This is a genomic window from Achromobacter sp. AONIH1, from assembly GCF_002902905.1.
Classification (GTDB): domain Bacteria; phylum Pseudomonadota; class Gammaproteobacteria; order Burkholderiales; family Burkholderiaceae_B; genus Achromobacter.
In genome coordinates this window covers 4,533,483-4,554,402 of record NZ_CP026124.1, presented here as the reverse complement: position 1 = coordinate 4,554,402, position 20,920 = coordinate 4,533,483, and the positions used below count along the sequence as shown (strand labels likewise).

Below are 20,920 nucleotides of genomic sequence, written 5' to 3'. Positions count from 1 at the left end.
CCGCGGGCATCGCCTCGGTCAACCTGGCCGTGGCCGACGTGGAGCGCTCCACGCAGGAGAACGCCGCCATGGTCGAGCAGACGGCGGCGGCGGCTGCCGCGCTGGAAAGTCAGGCGCAGGCCCTGCGGCGCGCCGTGGCGGTGTTCCAGATCGCCGAAGGCGAGGACGAGGCGCGGCAGGCCTCAGCCGCCGGCGAGCTGCGCCAGGGATCCGCCGCCATAGCGCTCGCTCACCAGCGACAGGTTCCCATGCTTGACCTTGTGCTTGACGTGCGCGGCGGCCGACGCGATGTCCTCCGGGCGGATGCGCTCGCATAGGGAAGGCGTGACCGTCAGCGCGCCCACGCCGAGGGTCACGAAGGGGAAGAAGCGCGGCACGCCGTAGCGGTCCTCGGCCTCGATGCCGCCGTTGCGGCGGCCTTCGTCGTCGTAGAGGTCCACGGCACGGTCGTTGAATTCGGCGATGATGCGCTGCACCCGCTCCATCCAGTCGGGGCTGCGCAGCAGCACCACGAAATCGTCGCCGCCGACATGACCGACGAAGTCGCGCAGCGGATCGCAATGCCGCTTGATGACCTCGGCGGTCAGCAGGATCATGTCGTCGCCGCGCCAGTAGCCATAGACGTCGTTGAAGGGCTTGAAGTTGTTCAGGTCGCCATAACAGACGGTGAAGTCCTCGGCGTCGTCCAGCAGGGTGGCGATGTGCCGGCTGATGGGGATGTTGCCGGGCAGCGAGGTCAGCGGGTTGGCGTAGCGGGCGGCCTCGATGCGCATCTCGGTGACCGAGCGCACCAGCGTCTCGCCGGTGGCCAGGCCGTCGTAGCGGCCGTCGCGGGTGATGATCAGCCCGTCCATCAGGTAGCGCTGGTCTTCGGAGATCAGTACGTGGCTGAGCTGGTCGATCGATACGTTCAGATCGACCAGCACCGGCTCGCCGTTCATGAAGGTGGAGCAGGTGTCCCGGCCGAACAGCTCGCGCGTGTAGCGCTGCGCGTAGTGCTCGGAGAAATCGCGGCGGTTGATGATGCCGACCGGGCGGTTGTCGGCGTCGATCACGGCCACGGCGTGCAGGTGCTTGTGTTCCATGAACAGGCGGTGCACGTCGTCATTGGTGTGCTTGTCCAGCAGGGCGGCGGGCGCCTCGACCTTCAGGCTGGCGGCGGTGCCGCCCGCCGAGCGTTGGGCCAGCGGCGTGGGCGTGCGCACCCGCAGCGAATCGCGCAGCGGCTGCGTCAGCTCGGTCAGCAGCGCCTCTTCGGGGCGGCCCAGCAGCCAGCCCTGGGCGTAGCGGATGTCCAGCTCGCGTACCACGGCCAGGTCCTCGGCCGTCTCGATGCCTTCGGCCACGATGGCGGTGCCCAGGTGCTGGGCGACCTTGAGGATGGCGCGCACCATGTTCTGCTTGCGGTCGTCCTGGCCGATGCCACGGAAGAAGTAGCGGTCGATCTTGACCAGATCGGGCTGCATCTCGGCCCACAGCTGCAGGTTGGAATTGCCCACGCCGTAGTCGTCCAGCGCGATGCGCATGCCGTAGTCGCGCAGGCAGGCGAAGGCACCGCCTAGCGCGGCCATGTGTTCGGACAGAGGATCCTGCTCGGTCAGCTCGACGATGATGCTGGTGGGTTCGAGCGCGCAATCCTTGAGCAGCCGCAGCGGCATTTCGTCGCCCCACAGCGTCCAGTAATGGATCAGGGCGGAGCCGGACAGGTTCAGGAACAGCTTGCCCTGGGCACGTGCTTCATGGAAGCCATGGGCGCCGGCGCGGAAGCTGGCCAGTTCCAGCTGGGGATGCAGGCCCTGGCGGCGGGCCTCGGCAAACAGGGCGTCGGGAAAGTGCAGCGCCGAGTCCAACGGGCCGCGTATCAGGCTTTCATGGCCGTAGATGCGGCTTTGGGCCAGGTCGATGACGGGTTGGAAGCGGGGTTGCAGGAGGCGTTCGCGCAAGATGCCGGCCAGACTGGCGTGACCAGACCCCACTGCCGGAATGGAATGGGGAGCGCCGGCCGCAACCGGCCGGGGCAAAGCGTGAAGAGAGTTCATCGCCGGTGCGTCAGATACGATCAGTGACAAGATTATCCATAGTGACAATAAAATATGTCGGTCTTGTTGCGCGATTGCCATATTCATCATTCTTCCTGCGCTGGCGCAACAGCGGCATGGCACGCCGGGGCGGGCAGGGCGGCGGCGGCCGGCTCCCTTACAATGCCGCCATGACTTCCCCCAAGATTCCCGAATCGCTGCGCCGCGCGGTGCTGGCGTCCAACAATGCCGGCAAGCTGCGTGAGTTTTCCGCCTTGTTCGCCCCGCTGGGCATGGAGCTGGTGCCCCAGGGCGAGCTGGGCGTGCCCGAGGCCGAAGAGCCGCACGTCACCTTCATCGAGAACGCGCTGGCCAAGGCCCGCCACGCCAGCCGCCTGACGGGGCTGCCGGCCCTGGCCGACGACTCCGGCCTGTGCGTGGCCGCGCTGCAGGGCGCGCCCGGCGTGTATTCGGCGCGCTACGCCAAGATGCATGGCGGCGAGAAATCCGACCTGGCCAACAACGCGTTGCTGGTCCAGAAGCTGGCCGGCCTGGCCGACCGGCGCGCCTGGTACGTGGCGGTGCTGGCGCTGGTGCGGGCCGAGAACGATCCGTGTCCGCTCATCGGCGAAGGCCATTGGCATGGCGAGATCATCGACCAGCCCGAGGGCGCCAACGGCTTTGGCTACGATCCGCATTTCTACCTGCCCGACCTGGGCCTGACCGCCGCCTCGCTGGACCCGGCCGAAAAGAACAGCGTCAGCCACCGCGCCCGCGCGCTGCGCGAGCTGCTGGGCAAGCTCAACCAGGCCTGAGCGGCGCGCCGCCCTTCCTGCATCCGCATCGCAGCATGTCCATCACCATTCCCATCCGCGCTGAATCGGGCGCTTCGCGCCCGCGCCTGGCGACGGGCTCCGCCCTGACCAGCCTGCCGCCACTGTCGCTCTATGTGCACGTGCCCTGGTGCGTGCGCAAATGCCCGTACTGCGACTTCAATTCGCACGCCGCGCCGGGAGAGGGCATTCCGGAACGCGCCTACCTGGACGCGCTGCGCAGTGATCTGGAACAGGCGCTGCCCGGCATCTGGGGCCGGCAGGTCGTGTCGGTGTTCATCGGCGGCGGTACGCCCAGCCTGCTGTCGGCCGCCGGGCTGGACGAGCTGCTGGCGATGTTGCGCGCCTGCCTGAACCTGTGGCCGGACGCCGAGATCACGATGGAAGCCAACCCCGGCACCGCCGAGGCCAGCCGCTTCCGGGACTATGCCGCCAGCGGCGTGACGCGCTTTTCGCTGGGCATCCAGAGCTTCGATGACGTCCAGCTCAAGAAGCTGGGCCGCATCCACGACGCCGCCCAGGCCCGCGCCGCGATCGAGATGGCGCAGCGCGCCGTGTCGCGCGTCAACCTGGACCTGATGTTCGCCTTGCCGGGCCAGACGCTGGCGGCCTGTACGGACGATCTGCGCCAGGCGCTGGCCTTCGGCACCGAGCATCTGTCGCTCTATCACCTGACGATGGAGCCGAACACGGTGTTCGCCAAGTTCCCGCCCGAGGATTTGCCGGACGACGATACCAGCGCCGCCATGCAGGACCTGGTCGAAACCGAGCTGGCCACGGCGGGCCTGGCGCGCTACGAGGTGTCCGCCTACGCCCGGTCGGGCGCGCGTTGCCGTCATAACCTGAATTACTGGGAATTCGGCGACTACCTGGGCATCGGTCCGGGCGCGCATGGCAAGCTGTCTTTCCATGATCGCATCGTGCGCGAGGCGCGCCTGCGCAACCCGGAATCCTGGATGCAGGCCGCCGCCGCGCGCGACGGCAGCCATCTGGCCGAAAGCCGACAGGTCGGGCCGGACGAGCTGCCCTTCGAGTTCATGCTGAACGCCTTGCGCCTGAAGGACGGCGTGGCGGCGACCCTGTTCAGCGAGCGCACCGGCCTGTCGCTGGCCGTCATCGCGCACCAATTGGAGGCAGCGGCCAAACGCGGCCTGCTGGACGCCGATCCCACCCGCCTGCAGGCGACCTCCCTGGGCTGGCGCTTCCTGAACGATCTGCAGGAAATGTTCCTGTAGCAAAAAAGCACCAAGATGGGGCGTTCATGCCCCATCTTTTGCACCATATTGGTGCTACATTTTCCTTCTTACTCGCCGTTGTCCCCGGGGATTCCCTGAGGCCAAACCTGGCACGCTTATTGCTTCCCTCTTTCATGCCAGTCGAGCGGCAGCGCCCTCGACCCTTTTATCTAATGGAGATGACATGGCAAGCCCGAAAGACGTCCTGAAACAGATCGCCGACAACGAAGTCAAATTCGTCGACTTCCGCTTTACCGACACCGTGGGCCGCGAGCACCACGTGTCCGTGCCCACGAGCGCGATCGATGAAGACAAGCTGGAAAGCGGGCAAGCCTTCGACGGTTCGTCGATCGCCGGCTGGAAGGGCATCGAAGCCTCGGACATGCTGCTTATCCCCGACCTGTCCACCGCCAACATGGATCCGTTCCGCGAAGAGCCGACGCTGATCCTGTCCTGCGACGTGGTCGAACCTTCGGACCTGAAGGGCTATGACCGCGATCCGCGCTCGCTGGCCAAGCGCGCCGAAGCCTACCTGAAGTCCTCGGGCCTGGGCGATACCGCCTACTTCGGTCCGGAACCCGAATTCTTCGTGTTCGACGGCGTGACCTGGAACACCGACATGTCGGGCACCTTCGTCAAGATCAAGTCGGAAGAGGCCTCCTGGTCCACCGGCCTGGACTTCGAAGGCGGCAACACCGGCCATCGTCCCTCGGTCAAGGGCGGCTACTTCCCCGTGCCCCCGGTCGATTCGTTCCAGGACATGCGTTCGGAAATGTGCCTGCTGATGGAACAGATGGGCGTGCCGGTCGAAGTGCACCACCACGAAGTGGCGGGCGCCGGCCAGCTGGAAATCGGCACCAAGTTCAGCACGCTGGTGCAGCGCGCCGACTGGACGCAGATCACCAAGTACATCATTCATAACGTGGCTCACGCCTACGGCAAGACCGCCACCTTCATGCCCAAGCCCATCGTCGGCGACAACGGTTCGGGCATGCACGTGCACCAGTCCATCTGGAAGGACGGCCAGAACCTGTTCGCGGGCAACGGCTACGCCGGCCTGTCGGACTTCGCGCTGTACTACATCGGCGGCATCATCAAGCACGCCCGCGCGCTGAACGCCATCACCAACCCGGGCACCAACTCGTACAAGCGCCTGGTTCCGCACTACGAAGCCCCGGTCAAGCTGGCCTACTCGGCCCGCAACCGCTCGGCCTCGATCCGTATCCCCTACGTCGGCAACCCGAAGGGCCGCCGCGTCGAGGCGCGCTTCCCGGACCCCCTGGCCAACCCGTACCTGGCCTTCTCGGCCCTGATGATGGCCGGCCTGGACGGCGTGCAGAACAAGATCCACCCGGGCGATCCGGCCGACAAGAACCTGTACGACCTGCCGCCGGAAGAAGACGCCAAGATCCCGACCGTGTGCGCCTCGCTGGAAGAAGCGCTGGAAGCCCTGGACAAGGACCGCGAGTTCCTGACCCGTGGCGGCGTGTTCAGCAACGACATGCTCAACGCCTACATCGACCTGAAGATGGGCGATGTGAACCGTCTGCGCATGACGACGCACCCGATCGAGTTCGACATGTACTACAGCCTATGAGGTGACGCCCACCCCCGAAGCGCCTTCGGCGCTTCCCCCTCAAGGGGGCGCAGCCAGCGGACCGGCAAAGCCGGCTCCGCGCTGCCTGGGGTGGGGAGGGCTCTGCCGAGTCGTGGCGTTGTCTCCTCCCTTGAGTCGTTTGTCTCCATCGGGTTTGCGGCGGGCCGGCCTGGCCGGCTTTGCCGCGCTCCGGATGGAGTTGTGTTGATTTCTTGCGTTGCGGGTGGCGCGTAGCGCGATGGGTAACTGAGATGAATGTAGAAGCTCTAGACCTGCTCGCCACGTCCGTTTTTCTGGTGAACGGGCGCGGCCACATCGAATACGCCAATGCCGCCGCCGAGGATCTGTTCGGGCGGTCGCGCAAGCAGCTGTGCGGGCAGTCGGCCGCCACGCTGTTCGACAGCCCCGAGCACATACAGTCCTCCATCGATCGCGCCGCCGGCGGCCGCTATGCCGACGTCAGGCAGCTGGCGTTCCTGCGCCGCGCCATGGAATCGGTGGAAGTGTCGGTCACGACCGTCGGGCTGACGGGCCAGCGCTGGCCCGTGCTGATCGAGGCGCGCGAGATCGAGCAGCGCGTGCTGGCCGATCGCAGTCATCGCCTGGTCGAGGAGATCGAGGCGCACCGCGAATTGCTGCGCAATCTCGCGCATGAAGTGAAGAATCCGCTGGGCGGCCTGCGCGGCGCCGCCCAGTTGCTGGAGGCCGAGTTGCCCAACGCGGCGCTGGCCGAGTACACCCAGGTCATCATTTCCGAAGCCGACCGCCTGCAGGCGCTGGTGGACCGCCTGAGCGGACCGCAGCGCGTGCCGCTGAACGCGCGGCCGGTGAACATCCACGAGATCTGCGAGCGCGTCTGCGCGCTGATACAGGCCGAGTTTCGCGACGAGATCACGCTGCTGCGCGACTACGACGCTTCCGTGCCCGACCTGAAGGGCGATGCGGCCCGGCTGATGCAGGCGGTGCTGAACGTGGCCCGCAACGCCGCGCAGGAACTGGTGGCGCGTCCCAGGGACGCCGGCGTGGAGCATGGCCTGGTGACGCTGCGCACGCGGGTGGCGAGGCAGGTCATGCTGGCGCACCGGCAGCACCGGCTGGCGCTGGTGCTCTCGATCATTGACAACGGTCCGGGCGTGCCCGAGCACATCCGCGACCGCATTTTCCATCCGCTGGTGACAGCCCGTGCCGGCGGCACGGGACTGGGCCTGAGCCTGGCTCAGGACTTCGTGCAGCAGCACGGCGGCATCATCGAATTCGAATCCCGGCCCGGGCGCACCGAGTTCCGCCTGGTCCTTCCGATGGAGCCCGCACACTGATGAAACCCGTATGGATCGTCGACGATGACCAGGCCATCCGCTGGGTTCTTGAAAAGGCCCTGGCGCGCGCTGGCATCCCCACCCGCAGTTTTTCCCAATCGGCCGACGTGCTGGATGCCTTGGCGCGCGACGTCCCGTCGGCGCTCGTGTCGGACATACGCATGCCGGGCGGCAATGGGCTGGAGCTGTTGCGCCAGCTGAAGGAACGCCACGCCGGCCTGCCCGTGATCGTGATGACGGCCTTTGCCGACCTGGACAGCACGGTATCCGCCTTCCAGGGCGGCGCGTTCGACTACCTGGCCAAGCCCTTCGATGTGAACGAGGCGGTGGCGCTGATCCAGCGCGCGATGCAGGAGTCCTCGCAGCAGGATGAGGCCGCGCCCGGGCAGGACGAGACGCAGAACAACGAGCGCTGGATGATGACGCAGTCCTCGTCCACCGCCATGCAGGAAGTCTTTCGCGCCATCGGCCGGCTGGCCCAGTCCAAGGTCACGGTGCTGATCACGGGCGAGTCCGGCACCGGCAAGGAGCTGGTGGCGCGGGCGCTGCACGGCCATGGCGTGCGCGCCGGCGGCCCCTTCGTCGCGCTGAACGCCGCGGCGATTCCGCGCGACCTGCTGGAGGCCGAGCTGTTCGGCCACGAACGCGGCGCCTTCACCGGCGCCAACACGCTGCGCCGCGGTCGCTTCGAGGAAGCGCACGGCGGCACGCTGTTCCTGGACGAGATCGGCGACATGCCGATCGAGCTGCAGACCCGCCTGTTGCGCGTGCTGGCCGAAGGCAGCTTCTACCGCGTGGGCGGCGCCCAGCCGGTGCGCGTGGACGTGCGCATCGTCGCGGCCACCCACCAGCCGCTGGAGCAGCGGGTGGAGCAGGGCCTGTTCCGCGAGGATCTGTTCCACCGCCTGAACGTGATCCGGCTGCGCCTGCCGCCCTTGCGCGAGCGCACCGAGGACATTCCGGCGCTGGCCAATCACTTCCTGACGGCCAGCGCCCGCGCGCTGGGCGTGCCGGTCAAGCGCCTGACGCCCGAGGCGCTTGCGGTGCTGACCCGGTTCGACTTTCCCGGCAACGTGCGCCAGCTGGAGAATTTCTGTCACTGGCTGACCGTGATGGCGCCGGGGCAGACGGTGGAACCCGCCGATCTGCCGCCCGAAATCCGGGCGGTGGATTCGCAGCAGGCATCCGGCGCGCCGGCGACGCAGCGCCCGCCCGTGGCCGCCATCGGCACGGTGTTGCCGACCGCGATGCCGGCGCAGGCCGAGCCGGATGCGGCGACGCCGCGCAACTGGCAGGATCCCTTGTTGCGCGACGCGCAGCATCGGCTGGAGCGCGGCGAGCCTGCCGTCATGGCCACGCTGACGCGCCAGTTCGAAAAGATCCTGCTGCAAAGCGCGCTGGATGCCAGCCGTGGCCGACGGGTCGAGGCCGCGACGCGGCTGGGCATTGGCCGCAACACCATCACGCGCAAGCTGCGCGAGCTGGGCATCGAGGACGACTGAGGCACGGGCGCGGCATCGCGCCCGCCTTCAACCCAGCCCGAGCAGGCTTTCGCACAGCCGGGGCGACTTGAGCTTTTCCAGCCACCACTTCAATGCCTCGCCCGGCGGCTCCGCGCGCCACGCGTAGGCCACATGCTCCGTCAGGGGCATGCCTTCCTCCGTCTCGCAGATCGTCAGGAGGCCTTGCGCCAGATACGGCGCGGCCAGCGTCACCGGCAGATAGCCGCAGCCCAGGCCGCGCACCTGCGCGTCAATCTTGGCCTGCATCGTGGGCATGACCAGCACGGGCTGCTCCGACAGGATCCCGCGCGTCTGCGGCGGCAGGCCGCGGCTGGTATCGGCCACCACCACCGAGCTATAGCGGTTCAGATCGGCCGGGCCCAGCGGGCGGTCCAGCGACGCCAGCGGATGGCTGGCGGCCACGCAGAACGCGAACTGCACCTGGCCCATGGCCTGAGAGCGATACGGACCGGTCGGCTCGCCGGCCGCGCCCGCGCCGACGACCAGATCGGCGCGGCCGGAGGTCAGCGCGTCCCAGTTGCCGCTCAGCACCTCGGTGGAAAAACGCAGCGCGGTGGCACTGCCCAGCGCCTGGAATTCCTCGATCAGGTCATACAGCGGGCGCCAGGGCAGCACGGCGCTGACGGCGATGCGCAGCTCCACCTCCCAGCCCGTGGCGATCCGCTTGACGCGGCAGGCCAGGTCGTCGAGCGATTGCAGGAGGTGGCGGCCTTCCCGCAGCAGCGCCTCGCCGGCCGGGGTGAGCCGTGCGCGCTGCCCGCTGCGGTCGAATAGCAGCACGTCCAGCCCGTCCTCCAGCTTGCGGATGGCGTAGGTCACGGCCGAGGGTACCTTGCCCTGTTCGCGGGCGGCCTTGGCGAAGCTGCCGTGGCGCGCGATGGCGTCCACCAGGGTCAGCAGCTCGGGAGTGATGGGCTGGGAGAGCGGGGTCATGACCATGCATTCAAAATTTATGAACGTTGTCTTCAAAAACGGGCGACAAAACCGGCCGCCATCAGGCGCAGAATATCACTCATGCCGGTTGTGCAGCCAGAAACCGCACGGCGATTCCCGCCAGAAGGTACGTCACAACCATTCATTTTATTGAAACAGGAGTCAGCCATGCTTACCATCCGCCGCAGCGCCGAACGGGGCCACGCCAACCACGGTTGGCTCGACTCGTTCCACACCTTTTCCTTCGCCAACTACTACGATCCGGCGCACATGGGCTTCGGCGCGCTGCGCGTGATCAACGATGACCGCATCGCCGCGGGTCGCGGTTTCGGCACCCATGGGCACCGCGACATGGAGATCATCACCTATGTGCTCGACGGCGCCGTCGCCCACAAGGACAGCATGGGCAGCGGCTCGACCATCCGGCCGGGCAACGTGCAGCGCATGAGCGCGGGCCGGGGTGTGCTGCATTCGGAGTTCAACCCGCTGCCGGATGCCGAAACGCATCTGCTGCAGATCTGGATCGAGCCTGACGTGGCCGGCATCGCGCCGGAGTACGAGGAGCGTGAATTCAGCGATGCGCAGAAGCGCGGCCGCCTGCAGGCGCTGGTGTCGCCGGATGGCGCCGAGGGCTCGATGAAGATCCATCAGGACGCGCGGCTGTATGCGGGCCTGTTCGACGGCGATGAAAGCGCCGAGCTGCCGCTGGCGGCGGGGCGTCGTGCCTGGGTGCACGTGGCCCGGGGCGAGATCGTCGCCAATGGCCAGACGCTGAAGGCCGGCGACGCGCTGGCGCTCAGCGATGAGGTCGCCGTGAAGCTGTCGAACGGCAAGGACGCCGAAGTGCTGGTGTTTGACTTGAAGTAGAGGCCCCCCCGAGCGCTGCGCGCTTCCCCCAGGGGCGCCGCTACGGACCGGCAGAGCCGGATCCGTGCGGCCCCGATGGGGGGAGGGCGTGCCACTGTTGATGGGTGGCGTGTGGTGTCGGGTATTACTAAGATGGAATGTGGTTGCAGGATTCAAATGGGAGAGATGACCATGACGACCTTGTCTGATGACGGCGCGAGCCAGATTGAAACGGTGGTGGTGCCGCGCAGCAGCGATCTGGGCGGATTCGAGGTTCGGCGGGCGCTGCCTTCGGCGCAGAAGCGCACCGTCGGGCCTTTCGTGTTCCTGGATCATATGGGGCCGGTCGAATTCAGGGCTGGCAGCGGCATCGATGTGCGGCCGCATCCGCATATCGGGCTGTCCACGGTCACATATCTGTACGAAGGGTCGATGGTGCATCGCGATGGCGCGGGGCATACGCAGACCATCCTGCCGGGCGAGGTGAACTGGATGACGGCGGGCCGGGGCATCGTGCACTCGGAGCGCTCGTCGCCCGAAAGCCGGCAGGCTGATCAGCGGCTCTGTGGCCTGCAGATCTGGGTGGGGCTGCCCAAGCAGCACGAGGAGACCGATCCCGGTTTCGTCCATTACGGGCTGGACGCGCAGCCGGTGGTGGAAGGCGAGGGCGTGCGCGCCCAGGTGGTGGCCGGCGAGCTGTTCGGCAAGACTTCCAGCGTCAAGACGCTGTCGCCGCTGTTCTATGGGGATATCCAGATGCGCGCGGGCTCGACCCTGGTGCTGCCGGCCGAGCATGAAGAGCGCGCGGCCTATCTGGCCACGGGTTCGATCGAGGTCGAGGGGCAGGTGTTCGAAAGCGGCCGCCTGGTCGTGTTCGCGCCGGGCAGGCCGGTGCAGATCCGCGCGGTGAGCGATGCGCGCTACGCGGTGCTGGGCGGCGAACCGCTGGACGGTCCCCGCTTCCTCTGGTGGAACTTCGTGTCCAGCAGCAAGGATCGCATCGAGCAGGCCAAAGAGGACTGGCAGCGCGATCGTTTCGGCCAGACGGTGCCGGGCGATGAGACGGAGTTCATTCCCTTGCCGCCGCCCAAGGCCTGACGGGCATGAGAGATGCTTCCCTGTACAGCGTGCGCCTGCCGCAGAGGGGCTGACCGTTTTGAAAAAACGGCCGGTGACTCGCGTCCCGGCCGTTTCACGCCTGTGCAAGACGCCTGGGCGCGGACTACGCGCCGTCGGCCGGCTCGAAGGCGGCGCCCTTGAACACCCGCTTTGGACTGCCGCGCTCCACCTCATGATGGAATTGGCGGCGGCGGGCGCGTTGCGCCGCGTCCCGCGCCTGCTCGTGGCTGGCCAGCCGATGCGCGATCAACAGCACGGCGAGGCGCTTGTTGGCATGCTGGCTGCGCTCGGTCTGTACCTTCACGCTGATGCCGGTGGCGACGTGCGTGGCGCGCACGGCGGATTCCGTCTTGTTGACGTGCTGGCCGCCAGGTCCGGACGAGCGTGTCGTTTCAAAGCGTATGTCGGCGGCCAGGCTGGGCGCGGGCGCTTCGCAGCGCAAGACGCCGATGAACCAGTTCTTGCGCGGATGGGACGGACGGTAAGGGCTGGGGCAGGTCCATTGGATCGAGCCCTCCCAGTTCGCCGCCAGCGACGCCGCGCCGTCGCCGTCCAGGCTCAGCAGCACGGAGCGGTAAGTGCCGGCCTTGCCGCCGCTTTCGCTTTCGACTATGTCCACATCGACCGAGCGTGCCTGCGCTTCGCGCGACAGTCGCGCCAGCGCCTTGGCCACCGCCAGGCAGCACTCGTCCGGCCCCTGGGCCGAGGATAGTTGCAGCAGGATCATCAGCAGCATCCTCCCCGGGTCTTGTAGGTCAGCACCGGGCGCAGTTTGGCCAGCACCGTCAGCAGGCCGGCCTGTTCCAGGCTGGCGATGATGCTGTCCACCGGCTTGTAGGCTTCGGGCGCTTCTTCGTAGATCAGCTGCTTGTCCTCGCAGATGACGTGGCTGCCCAGCCGGGTCTTGGCGAGTTGCGCGGGGCTGTAGCGCTTGAACAGCCGGTCCTTGCACTCGCTGCGCATCCACTTGCGGCCCGCGCCATGCGCCAGCGAGTACAGGCTGGCCGCGCTGGGAACCGGCGCCACCAGATAGCTGAAGTCGCCGCGCGAGCCCGGGATCACGACCAGCCCGCCATCGGACGGCGTGGCGCCCTTGCGGTGCAGCCAGCCCCGTTCGCCCTGGACCTCGGCGCGCGTGACCAGGTTGTGGTGCACGTCCAGCACCTGTTCGCCTTCCGTGCCGAGCCGGTCCAGCATGCGGCGAGCGACCAACTGCCGGTTGGCCTGGGCGTAGCGCAGGGCGGCGTCGTGCCGGGCCAGGTAGGCCTGGCAATCAGCGCTGTCTTCGGCAAGGCCGTCGTGGCCGTGCCGCTGGACATGCTCTTCCAGGATGGCGCGGCCCAGGCCACGCGACCCGCTGTGGACCAGCAGGACGAGTCGGTCCAGATCCAGCCCCAGCGCGTCGACCGCCTGCGGGTCGCAGACGGTGTCGATGCGCTGCAATTCGGCGAAGTGGTTGCCGCCGCCTATGGTGCCCAGCGCCTGCCGATGGCCGACATCGGCGGGCGCCAGCTCGTCCACCAGCGGCTGCCAGCAGTCATCCAGCGGTCCGTCGATATCGCCGAGCCGCTTTTCCAGCTTGGCCGTCGCGGCCTTGCGGGCGTCGATGCCGGTGCTCCATAGCGACATGCCGCAGCCGATATCGCCGCCGATCAGGGCAGGGTACAGGCGTCCGGTGGAGAAGAAGGCGGCGCCCACCGGATAGCCGCGACCCGGATGCAGGTCGGGCATGCCGGCGACGCGGCGCATGCCGGCGAGCCTGGCGGTCGTGTGTAGTTGTTGGATCGCGTTGCCTTCGATCCAGGTGTCGTCCGAGGCGATCAGCGTGACGCGCTCGGACAGTGCTTGAATGCAATTGCCCATGGAATTTCCATAATCAGGTCTTGGAAAGGGCTTGCTTCCATCGGCATCGGTGCCGCAAGGCGCGGCCACGGCTCACCGGCGCGGCGTATGGCGCGGACGCGGCGATCGCGGCGCACTGCCAGGCAGTGGCCGTGCGGGCGTGATGCGTATGAAAGACCCTGTATGGCAGGACCGGACCAGGGCAGTGCGAATGTCTTGCCGGCTAGTCTGCGGCAAGAAGAATTCAGTCGGGCTGGACGCGGCCTGCAAGGCGGGAAGTCTGTTGTTGTTGCATGATGATTCCTCCTGTGCAGTTCGGTTGATGGGGGTGAGGACGTCGCGCGGATGGCCATACGTGGCGTGGGTGGCGTGCGCGGCGCGGCTTCCTCGGCGGACGTTCGTTGGCGCCGATAAGGGGCGTTGCGCGGGCGTCAGGCCGGAAAGAGCGCAACTCTATCATTGAACTTCGCGGCCTGTCTCGCGGTTGCGGCAAGCCAGGGCCTCATGCGCGTCAATACGTATGAATTGCGCCACAGTGCGCGCGTGCGCGCGGCGCGGCCAGGGCTGGCGCCGCGCAGTATGATGCGCCTCCGGCATCGAGCACAACGCGATCGCCGCGAGACAACAACGGGATGGAGACATCATGCAACGCTTTACCTTGAGCGCGCTGCGCGGCCTGGCCGCGCTGGCGCTGGTCCACGGCGCGGCCGCCGCGCAGGCCGCCGGCTATCCGGCCAAGCCCATCGTATTCATCGTGCCCTACACCGCGGGCGGCACCACCGATCTGGTGGCGCGCACCGCGGGCCAGAAGGTCGCGGAGAAACTGGGCCAGCCCGTCATCGTCGAGAACCGTCCGGGCGCGGGCGGCAACATCGGCATGGACGCCGTGGCCAAGGCCGCGCCGGACGGCTACACCATCGGCTTCGGCGCCATTTCCACCAATGCGCTCAATCCCTTCGTCTATCCGTCGATGCCGTTCGATCCGACCAAGGACTTCACCGGCATCAGCATGCTGGGCGCGTCCTCGGTGGTGCTGGAGACCGGCCCCTCGATCAAGGTCGACAGCGTCAAGGATCTGGTCGCCTATGCCAAGCAGCATCCGGGCACCGCGTTCGGCACGCCGGGAACGGGCACGTCGATGCATCTGGCGGGCGTGATGTTCGATCAGCTGACCGGCGCCGGCATGCAGCACATTCCCTACAAGGGCAGCGCGCAAGGCATCAACGATCTGCTGGGCGGCCATCTGCCCATCATGTTCGACAACCTGCCGGCCTCGCTGCCGCATATCAAGTCGGGCAAGGTCCGCGCGCTGGCCGTGACCGGCAGCAAGCGCGCGCCGGCTCTACCGGACGTGCCGACGCTGGCCGAGCTGGGCTATGGCGCGGCCGTGGTCGATCCGTGGTTCGCGGTCTATGGTCCCGCCAAGATGCCGCCGGAGATCACCAAGACCCTGAGCGAGGCCTTCCAGGCCGCGCTGGCCATGCCCGAGGTCAAGATCAAGCTGGAGCAGGCGGGCTTCATGCCGTATGGCTCGACGCCGGAAGAGGTGGAAAAGCTGACGCGCAGCCAGCACGAGGCCTTCAAGGCCTTGTCGCAGAAGGTGAAGCTGTCGGCGGATTGACGCCGGGACGGAAGTGACGGCGGCCTGGATGGGCGCGCCGTTCGCGCGGGCGGCCCGGACCCTGGTCCTGGCCGCCCGCGTTGCGTTCAGCGGCCGCGCGCGAAGACCTGCTCGCGCTGCTCTTCCAGCGCCTCGCTGCGGATGAAGTCGCGCACGAAGGCGTCGGCCGGGTGATGATGCAGGTTGTATGGCGTGTCCCACTGCGCGATGCGGCCCTTGCTCATCACGCCGATGCGGTCGGCGATGGCGAAGGCCTCGGCCTGATTGTGCGTGACCAGGATGGCGGTGTGGCCGGTGGCCTTCAGGATCTCGCGCACCTCGAAGGCCAGCCGCTCGCGCGTGTCCACGTCCAGGTTGGAGAAAGGCTCGTCCAGCAGCAGCAGCTCGGGCGAGGGCGCCAGCGCCCGGGCCAGCGCCACGCGCTGCTGCTGGCCGCCGGAGATCTCGTGCGGATAGCTGGCAGCGGCATGGTTCAGCCCCACCAGTTCCAGCATTTCCTCGACTCTCCGCGCGCGCGCCGCGCGGTCCAGCCTGCGCAGGCCGAAAGCCACGTTCTGCGCCACCGTCAGGTGCGGGAACAGCGCGTAGTCCTGAAACATCATGCCGACCCGGCGCGACTCGGGCGCGACCTGCATGTCCGGGGTGGAGATGACCGTGCCGTCCAGCAGGATGCGGCCGGCGCGCAGCGGTTCGAAGCCGGCGATGGCGCGCAGCACTGTGGTCTTGCCGCAGCCGGATTCGCCCAGCAGGCAGCCGATGTGGCCGGCGGGCAGCGACAGCGTCAGGTCCCGCACCACGTCGCGCACGCCCTTGGGCGTGTCGTAGGCCAGCGAGATATGGTCGATTTCGAGCAGATCGGACGACAAGATGTTCAATGTCCCATTTTCAGATTGGTGCGCGCCAGCAGGATGACGGGCAACAGGCCCGCCAGCACGATGGCCAGCGCGGCGACCGCGCCTTCCTCGTAGGTGCCCCGGGCCGCCTCGGCGTACAGCCAGGTGGCCAGCGTGTCGAAGTTCATCGGGCGCAGCAGCAGGGTGGCGGGCAGTTCCTTCATGGCGTCTACGAACACCAGCAGCGCGCTGGCCGCCAGGGCCGGGCGCAGCAGCGGCAAGTGGACGCGGCGCAGCGTGCCGGCGGACGTCTCGCCCAGCATGCGCGACGCCTGTTCCAACGACGGCGGAATGCGGGCCAGGCCCGCTTCGATGGCGCCGGTGGAGATAGCCAGGAAGCGGATCGCATAGGCGCACACCAGCGCGCCCATGGAGCCCATCAGCAATAGACCGCCGCCGCCGAACAGGCGGCCCACGGCGGTGTCGATCCAGACGAAGGGCGTGAGCAGCCCGATGGCGAGCACCGTGCCGGGCACGGCGTAGCCCAGGCTGGCGACGCGGCCGCAGGCGCGTCCGGGATTGAAGGCGGCGCTTTCGCGCAGCGTGCGTCCGGCCCAGGCGACGGTCAGGCCGCACAGCAGGGTGACGACGGTTGCGCAGAAGGCCACGGTCAGCGTATTGCGCAGCCCGACCAGCAACTGGCCCGACACGCCGCCGACCAGATGCAGGCGCTTGTAGGTTTCCACCACCAGGTACAGCGCAGGGGCGACGAAGCCCAGCAGCACGGGAATCCAGCCCAGCGCCGCGGCGACCAGCGCCGCCGGACCGCGCAGGCGGCGCGGCTGCATCGGGCGCATGCGCTGGGTGTTGGCGTAGCGCTGGCGCTTGCGTCCATGCCGTTCCAGCAGGATCAGGCCGACGACGATGGCCAGCATGGTCAGCGCGATCTGGGCCGCGCCGGCCAGGTCGGAACGCGTGACCCAGGTGGTGTAGACCGAGACGGTCAGCGTCTGCACGCCCAGGAATTCCGAGGCGCCGATATCGTTCAGCGTTTCCAGCAGGGCCAGGCTCATGCCGACCACGATGGCCGGACGCGCCAGCGGCAGCGCCACCCGGAAGAACACGCCGGCGCGGCCGGCGCCGAGGCTGCGCGCGGCTTCCAGCAGGCTGGCGGCCTGCGTCATGAACATCACGCGCGTGCTCAGGTACACATAGGGATACAGCACGAAGCCCAGCACGAAGATCGCGCCCTGGATCGAGCGCAGGTCGGGCAGGCGGAACTGGCGCGGGCTGTCGTAGCCCAGGATGGCGCGCAGGCCGGTCTGGATGGGGCCGATGGGATGCAGCAGGTCCAGGTAGGCGAAGGCGATGATGTAGGTGGGCACGGCCAGCGGCAGCAGCAGCGCCCAGGTCAGCGTGCGGCGCGTGGGGAACTCGTAGGCGGTCACCAGCCAGGCCGAGCCGGTGCCCAGCAGGGCCACCAGCGCGCCCACGCCGGCGAGCAGGATGAGGGTGTTGGCCAGCGCCTGGGGCAGCACGTAGCTGGCCAGGTGTTGCCAATGGGCCAGGTCGCCGCCCAGCGCCCACCAGCCCAGGGTCAGCAGCGGCGCGAGCACCGCCAGGGCAATCAGGGCGGCGCCGGCGAGCCAGCCGGCGCCGCGTTCCGTCCAGCGCAGCCGCAGCGGCCGGGACAGGGATTCAGTGTGCATGCTTGTACGTCGATAGCTTCAAGTTCTGGCGTCCGGCGCGTCCGGCTTCCTGAGCGGCAAGGCCTGCCGTCGTCCGCCGGGCATGGAGCCGGGGCGGGCGAGGGCAGGCCTGGAGACCGCCGGGACCGCGCGCCGGAGCCGCGCCCGAGGGCGCGGCCACCGTGCATCAGTTGTCGAAGCCGACCTTGTCGACCAGCTCGCTGGCCTGCTTGCGATGCTTGGCGATTTCGGTCAGGGGCAGCGGGTCGATCTTGAGCTCGCCGAAGCTGGCGATCACGGGGTCGAGCTTCACGCCCTTGCGCACTGGGTATTCATAGTTGGCCTGGGCATACAGCGCCTGGGCGGGCTCGGACACCAGGTAATCCAGCAGTTTAATGGCGTTGGCCTTGTTGGGCGCATGCGCGGCCACGGCGGCGCCGCTGACGTTGACGTGCGTGCCGCCGCTCTTGGCGTTGGCGAAGGTCGGACGGATCACCTTGATGGCGTCGCCCCACTTGCGGGCGTCGGTGCCGGCTTCGGCGTTCTTCATGTGGCCCACGTAGTAGGCGTTGGCCAGGCCGATGTCGCAGATGCCGCCCAGGATGTCGCGGGCCACGTCGCGGTCGCCGCCGGCGGCCTTGCGGGCCAGGTTGGCCTTCACGCCGCGCAGCCATTTCTCGGTGGCTTCGGCGCCGTCGTGCGCGATCATGGAGGCGATCATCGCGGTGTTGTAGGGGTGCTGGCCGGAGCGGATGCAGACCTTGCCCTTCCACTTGGGATCGGCCAGGTCTTCATAGCGGAAGGATTCCAGCTTCAGGTCTTTTTCGACGTACAGCACGCGGTCGCGCAGCGACAGGGCGTACCACTTGCCGTCGGCGCCGCGCAGGTTGGCGGGGATGACGGATTCCAGCGTTTCGGACTTGACCGGCTGGGTCACGCCGCCGTCGACCAGGTCCAGCAGGTTGCCGATGTCCACGGTCATCAGCACGTCGGCCGGCGACTTGGCGCCTTCGGCCTTGACCCGCTCGAGCAGGCCGTCCTTGACGAAGACGGTGTTGACCTTGATGCCGCTTTCCTTAGTGAAGGCGTCCAGCAGCGGTTGGATCAGCTTGGGCTCGCGGGTGGTGTAGAGGCTGACTTCCTCGGCGGCCTGGGCCTGCACGGCGAAGGCGGCGGCGCCGGCCAGGGCCAGGACGCGCAGCAGGGAATTCAGTTGGGGACGCTTGGACATGAAACAACTCCGGCAAGAGGGCGCGGGAAGGGCTGCCTTCCTGCGAGGTGTGCCTGCGGCCTGAGCACATGGCCTGGCCGCATAACGAAAATGATTATCAAATGGAAGTGCGACGATACCAGGAAGATTTCCACCGTTCAACTGCGCGTAAGGAGGTGTGACCGGCGCTTGATCCCCATCAATACGGCATAAGCGTATTACGGAATAATGAGAGCAATTATCATCGAGACCCTGTAGAATAGGGTCAACCCTAATGCCGACCGCCGCCTTTTCACTCTTGCCAGCTTTTGAGTGCGGCTCGGAAACCATCCTCGCGGAGCGCGGACGGGCCGCAAGCCCGGCAACGCCGAACCGCCCATAATTGATACGACATGGCTGCTTTCAATACTGAGCGCGTGCTGAGCGTGCACCACTGGAACGACACCCTGTTCTCCTTCACCACCACGCGTGACGCGGCCTTGCGGTTCCACAACGGCCACTTCGTCATGATCGGCCTGGAAGTCGAAGGCAAGCCGCTGCTGCGGGCCTACAGCATCGCCAGCGCGAACTACGAAGAAAACCTCGAGTTCCTGAGCATCAAGGTGCAGAACGGCCCGCTGACGTCGCGGCTGCAGCATCTGAAGGAAGGCGACACCATCCTGGTCAGCCGCAAGCCCGTCGGCACGCTGGTGGTCGACGACCTCAAGCCCGGCAAGCACCTGTTCCTGTTCGGCACCGGCACCGGCCTGGCGCCCTTCATGAGCATCATCAAGGATCCGGACGTCTACGAACGCTTCGACAAGGTCATCCTGGTCCACGGCGTGCGCTGGGTCAGCGAGCTGGCCTATGCCGACTTCATCGGCAACGAGCTGCCCAATAACGAATTCTTTGGCGAGATCGTGCGCGACAAGCTGGTCTATTACCCGACCGTCACGCGCGAGCCTTTCCGCAATCAGGGCCGTATCACCGAACTGCTGGAAAACGGCAAACTCTGCCAGGACATCGGCATTCCCCAGATCAACCCCGAGACCGACCGCGCCATGATCTGCGGCAGCCCGCATATGCTGGCCGACATCAGCGCCATGCTGGACGCGCGCGGCTTCACCGTGTCCCCGGGTGTGGGACAGCCGGGTGACTACGTGGTGGAACGCGCGTTCGTCGACAAATAAAGCGCCGCGCCGATCCCGCCGCACAGCGTGTTCGCCGAAGTACAAAAAGCCCATCGCATGCGATGGGCTTTTTGCTGGGCGCGGCGTATATCCGACCCACGCCGCGCGGCCGGTACGCGGAGCACCGGGCGCCGCGCATGCCGGCGCGTCGTGCTCACTCGGGCTGGATCCCCGCCTTCTTGATGATGTCTCCCCATTTCGCCGCTTCCGCCTGCTGGAAGCGGGCCAGCTCTTCGGGCGTGGAGCTGGCGGGGGCGGTGCCCGTCTGCGCATAGAACTGCTTGGCCGGCCCGCTTTGCGTGGCCTTGACCAGCAGTTCGTTCAGGCGCCTGGCCACGTCCGGCGGCGTGCCCGCCGGCGCGTAGGCCGCGAACCAATAACCCATTTCATAGCCCGGCACGCCGGCTTCCGCGATGGTCGGCACCTCGGGCGCCAACGGCGAGCGGGCCAGTCCCGTGACGCCCAGGGCGCGCAGCTTGCCGGACTTGACCTGGGGCAGGCCGGTGGCGGTGTCGGTGATCATCATGTCGATCTGGCCGCCCAGCAGATCCGTGACGGCCAGCGGATTGCTCTTGTAGGGTACGTGCAGCAGCTGCACATTGGCCATCTGTTGCAGCAGCTCGCCGGCGATGCGGCTGCTGGAGCTGCCGCTACCGAAGCTGAGCTTGCCGGGCGACTGGCGCGCCTGCGCGATAAAGTCGCCGACGCTCTTGGCCGCCGAATTCGGATTGACCACCATGATCTGGCCGCCCTTGCCCAGCAGCGTCAGCGGCGCATAGTCCTCGACGGGCCGGTAGGTCAGCGTCTTGTACAGATGCTGGTTGGCGGCGTGCGTGGTGTTGGTGGTGATGAGCACGGTATAGCCGTCGGGCGCGGCGCGCGCGGCGGCGGCCGCGCCGATCATGGCGCTGGCGCCGGGCTTGTTCTCGATCACCACGGCCTGGCCGGTCTGCTCCGTGACGCCCTGGCCGATGGCGCGCCCGATCTGGTCGGTGGCGCTGCCGGCCGCGAAGGGCACGATGAAGGTGATGGGCTTGGCGGGGAAGGACTGGGCCGAGGCGGCCAGCGGCAAGGCGGCTGCCAGCAGCAAGGCGAGCCGGTTCCGAAGGGGCGTGCGCATCGTGTGTCTCCTGTGTG

18 protein-coding genes are annotated in these 20,920 nt (G+C 67.6%); 9 read left to right on the top strand and 9 right to left on the bottom strand.

Translation table 11 applies throughout. The annotated features are described in order from the left end of the window. Positions 1 to 182: 182 nt before the first annotated feature. Entirely contained in the window at positions 183 to 2,039 is a 1,857-nt protein-coding gene (locus C2U31_RS20840; protein WP_369869682.1) for an EAL domain-containing protein, read from the bottom strand. 170 nt (positions 2,040 to 2,209) lie between these two features. Here C2U31_RS20840 and rdgB point away from each other — a divergent pair, with 170 nt between their 5' ends. The 5 genes from rdgB to ntrC all read left to right on the top strand — a co-directional run bounded on the left by rdgB (position 2,210) and on the right by ntrC (position 8,501). After that, positions 2,210 to 2,833, top strand: coding sequence for an RdgB/HAM1 family non-canonical purine NTP pyrophosphatase (gene rdgB, locus C2U31_RS20835; RefSeq protein WP_103276490.1), 624 nt, complete (start codon positions 2,210 to 2,212; stop codon positions 2,831 to 2,833). Between the two features lie 35 nt (positions 2,834 to 2,868). Then, positions 2,869 to 4,086, top strand: coding sequence for a radical SAM family heme chaperone HemW (gene hemW / locus C2U31_RS20830; protein ID WP_103274520.1), 1,218 nt, complete (start codon positions 2,869 to 2,871; stop codon positions 4,084 to 4,086). 184 nt (positions 4,087 to 4,270) lie between these two features. Beyond that, positions 4,271 to 5,683: a type I glutamate--ammonia ligase gene (gene glnA, locus C2U31_RS20825; protein WP_103274519.1), complete on the top strand. Its 1,413-nt coding sequence runs from the start codon at positions 4,271 to 4,273 to the stop codon at positions 5,681 to 5,683. Positions 5,684 to 5,934: 251 nt separating this feature from the next. Beyond that, positions 5,935 to 6,999, top strand: coding sequence for a nitrogen regulation protein NR(II) (gene glnL, locus C2U31_RS20815; protein ID WP_103274517.1), 1,065 nt, complete (start codon positions 5,935 to 5,937; stop codon positions 6,997 to 6,999). After that, positions 6,999 to 8,501 (top strand): nitrogen regulation protein NR(I), encoded by a 1,503-nt coding sequence (gene ntrC, locus C2U31_RS20810; protein WP_103274516.1) that lies wholly within the window; start codon positions 6,999 to 7,001, stop codon positions 8,499 to 8,501. The genes glnL and ntrC overlap by 1 nt, the downstream gene beginning before the upstream one ends. A 27-nt stretch (positions 8,502 to 8,528) precedes the next feature. Here ntrC and C2U31_RS20805 read toward each other — a convergent pair whose 3' ends face one another. Together C2U31_RS20805 and C2U31_RS30630 are read right to left on the bottom strand one after the other, a co-directional pair. Continuing rightward, positions 8,529 to 9,455 carry a LysR family transcriptional regulator gene (locus C2U31_RS20805; protein WP_233772441.1) on the bottom strand — a complete coding sequence of 309 codons (927 nt, stop codon included), beginning with the start codon at positions 9,453 to 9,455 and terminating at the stop codon, positions 8,529 to 8,531. A gap of 32 nt (positions 9,456 to 9,487) precedes the next feature. Then, entirely contained in the window at positions 9,488 to 9,625 is a 138-nt protein-coding gene (locus C2U31_RS30630; protein WP_158658432.1) for a hypothetical protein, read from the bottom strand. Here C2U31_RS30630 and C2U31_RS20800 point away from each other — a divergent pair. Next, positions 9,624 to 10,322 carry a pirin family protein gene (locus C2U31_RS20800; protein WP_103274514.1) on the top strand — a complete coding sequence of 233 codons (699 nt, stop codon included), beginning with the start codon at positions 9,624 to 9,626 and terminating at the stop codon, positions 10,320 to 10,322. The genes C2U31_RS30630 and C2U31_RS20800 overlap by 2 nt on opposite strands. A 171-nt stretch (positions 10,323 to 10,493) precedes the next feature. Next, positions 10,494 to 11,399 (top strand): pirin family protein, encoded by a 906-nt coding sequence (locus C2U31_RS20795; protein WP_103276489.1) that lies wholly within the window; start codon positions 10,494 to 10,496, stop codon positions 11,397 to 11,399. Positions 11,400 to 11,523: 124 nt separating this feature from the next. Here the strand turns inward: C2U31_RS20795 and prfH are convergent, their stop codons facing one another. Further along, complete coding sequence (gene prfH / locus C2U31_RS20790) at positions 11,524 to 12,147, bottom strand: peptide chain release factor H (protein ID WP_103276488.1); 624 nt, start codon at positions 12,145 to 12,147, stop codon at positions 11,524 to 11,526. After that, positions 12,147 to 13,283: an RNA ligase RtcB family protein gene (locus tag C2U31_RS20785; RefSeq protein WP_103274513.1), complete on the bottom strand. Its 1,137-nt coding sequence runs from the start codon at positions 13,281 to 13,283 to the stop codon at positions 12,147 to 12,149. The genes prfH and C2U31_RS20785 overlap by 1 nt, the downstream gene beginning before the upstream one ends. A 622-nt stretch (positions 13,284 to 13,905) precedes the next feature. On the opposite strand from C2U31_RS20785, the gene C2U31_RS20780 reads away from it, so the two are divergent. Next, a complete protein-coding gene (locus C2U31_RS20780; RefSeq protein ID WP_103274512.1) occupies positions 13,906 to 14,883 on the top strand; it encodes a tripartite tricarboxylate transporter substrate binding protein in 978 nt (325 codons plus the stop codon). 86 nt (positions 14,884 to 14,969) lie between these two features. On the opposite strand, the gene C2U31_RS20775 is transcribed toward C2U31_RS20780, so the two are convergent. The 3 genes from C2U31_RS20775 to C2U31_RS20765 form a co-directional block, all read right to left on the bottom strand. Further along, positions 14,970 to 15,752 (bottom strand): ABC transporter ATP-binding protein, encoded by a 783-nt coding sequence (locus tag C2U31_RS20775; RefSeq protein ID WP_369869793.1) that lies wholly within the window; start codon positions 15,750 to 15,752, stop codon positions 14,970 to 14,972. A 2-nt stretch (positions 15,753 to 15,754) separates the two neighbouring features. Beyond that, the gene (locus C2U31_RS20770) at positions 15,755 to 17,425 is read right to left on the bottom strand and encodes an iron ABC transporter permease (RefSeq protein ID WP_103274510.1); all 1,671 of its coding nucleotides are present in this window, start codon (positions 17,423 to 17,425) and stop codon (positions 15,755 to 15,757) included. A 166-nt stretch (positions 17,426 to 17,591) separates the two neighbouring features. Further along, positions 17,592 to 18,635, bottom strand: coding sequence for a Fe(3+) ABC transporter substrate-binding protein (locus C2U31_RS20765; protein ID WP_103274509.1), 1,044 nt, complete (start codon positions 18,633 to 18,635; stop codon positions 17,592 to 17,594). A 371-nt stretch (positions 18,636 to 19,006) separates the two neighbouring features. Between C2U31_RS20765 and C2U31_RS20760 the strand changes: the two genes are divergently transcribed. Next, positions 19,007 to 19,783 (top strand): ferredoxin--NADP reductase, encoded by a 777-nt coding sequence (locus C2U31_RS20760; RefSeq protein WP_103274508.1) that lies wholly within the window; start codon positions 19,007 to 19,009, stop codon positions 19,781 to 19,783. Between the two features lie 154 nt (positions 19,784 to 19,937). Here C2U31_RS20760 and C2U31_RS20755 read toward each other — a convergent pair whose 3' ends face one another. After that, on the bottom strand, positions 19,938 to 20,903 hold the full coding sequence (locus C2U31_RS20755) for a tripartite tricarboxylate transporter substrate binding protein (protein WP_103274507.1): 966 nt from the start codon (positions 20,901 to 20,903) through the stop codon (positions 19,938 to 19,940). Positions 20,904 to 20,920: the final 17 nt, after the last annotated feature.

Bases quoted from the DNA above. Each gene is read 5' to 3' on its own strand.
- C2U31_RS20840 (WP_369869682.1), bottom strand. From the start codon at position 2,039: ATGAACTCTCTTCACGCTTTGCCCCGGCCGGTTGCGGCCGGCGCTCCC.
- rdgB (WP_103276490.1), top strand. From the start codon at position 2,210: ATGACTTCCCCCAAGATTCCCGAATCGCTGCGCCGCGCGGTGCTGGCG.
- hemW (WP_103274520.1), top strand. From the start codon at position 2,869: ATGTCCATCACCATTCCCATCCGCGCTGAATCGGGCGCTTCGCGCCCG.
- glnA (WP_103274519.1), top strand. From the start codon at position 4,271: ATGGCAAGCCCGAAAGACGTCCTGAAACAGATCGCCGACAACGAAGTC.
- glnL (WP_103274517.1), top strand. From the start codon at position 5,935: ATGAATGTAGAAGCTCTAGACCTGCTCGCCACGTCCGTTTTTCTGGTG.
- ntrC (WP_103274516.1), top strand. From the start codon at position 6,999: ATGAAACCCGTATGGATCGTCGACGATGACCAGGCCATCCGCTGGGTT.
- C2U31_RS20805 (WP_233772441.1), bottom strand. From the start codon at position 9,455: ATGACCCCGCTCTCCCAGCCCATCACTCCCGAGCTGCTGACCCTGGTG.
- C2U31_RS20800 (WP_103274514.1), top strand. From the start codon at position 9,624: ATGCTTACCATCCGCCGCAGCGCCGAACGGGGCCACGCCAACCACGGT.
- C2U31_RS30630 (WP_158658432.1), bottom strand. From the start codon at position 9,625: ATGGCTGACTCCTGTTTCAATAAAATGAATGGTTGTGACGTACCTTCT.
- C2U31_RS20795 (WP_103276489.1), top strand. From the start codon at position 10,494: ATGACGACCTTGTCTGATGACGGCGCGAGCCAGATTGAAACGGTGGTG.
- prfH (WP_103276488.1), bottom strand. From the start codon at position 12,147: ATGATCCTGCTGCAACTATCCTCGGCCCAGGGGCCGGACGAGTGCTGC.
- C2U31_RS20785 (WP_103274513.1), bottom strand. From the start codon at position 13,283: ATGGGCAATTGCATTCAAGCACTGTCCGAGCGCGTCACGCTGATCGCC.
- C2U31_RS20780 (WP_103274512.1), top strand. From the start codon at position 13,906: ATGCAACGCTTTACCTTGAGCGCGCTGCGCGGCCTGGCCGCGCTGGCG.
- C2U31_RS20770 (WP_103274510.1), bottom strand. From the start codon at position 17,425: ATGCACACTGAATCCCTGTCCCGGCCGCTGCGGCTGCGCTGGACGGAA.
- C2U31_RS20765 (WP_103274509.1), bottom strand. From the start codon at position 18,635: ATGTCCAAGCGTCCCCAACTGAATTCCCTGCTGCGCGTCCTGGCCCTG.
- C2U31_RS20760 (WP_103274508.1), top strand. From the start codon at position 19,007: ATGGCTGCTTTCAATACTGAGCGCGTGCTGAGCGTGCACCACTGGAAC.
- C2U31_RS20755 (WP_103274507.1), bottom strand. From the start codon at position 20,903: ATGCGCACGCCCCTTCGGAACCGGCTCGCCTTGCTGCTGGCAGCCGCC.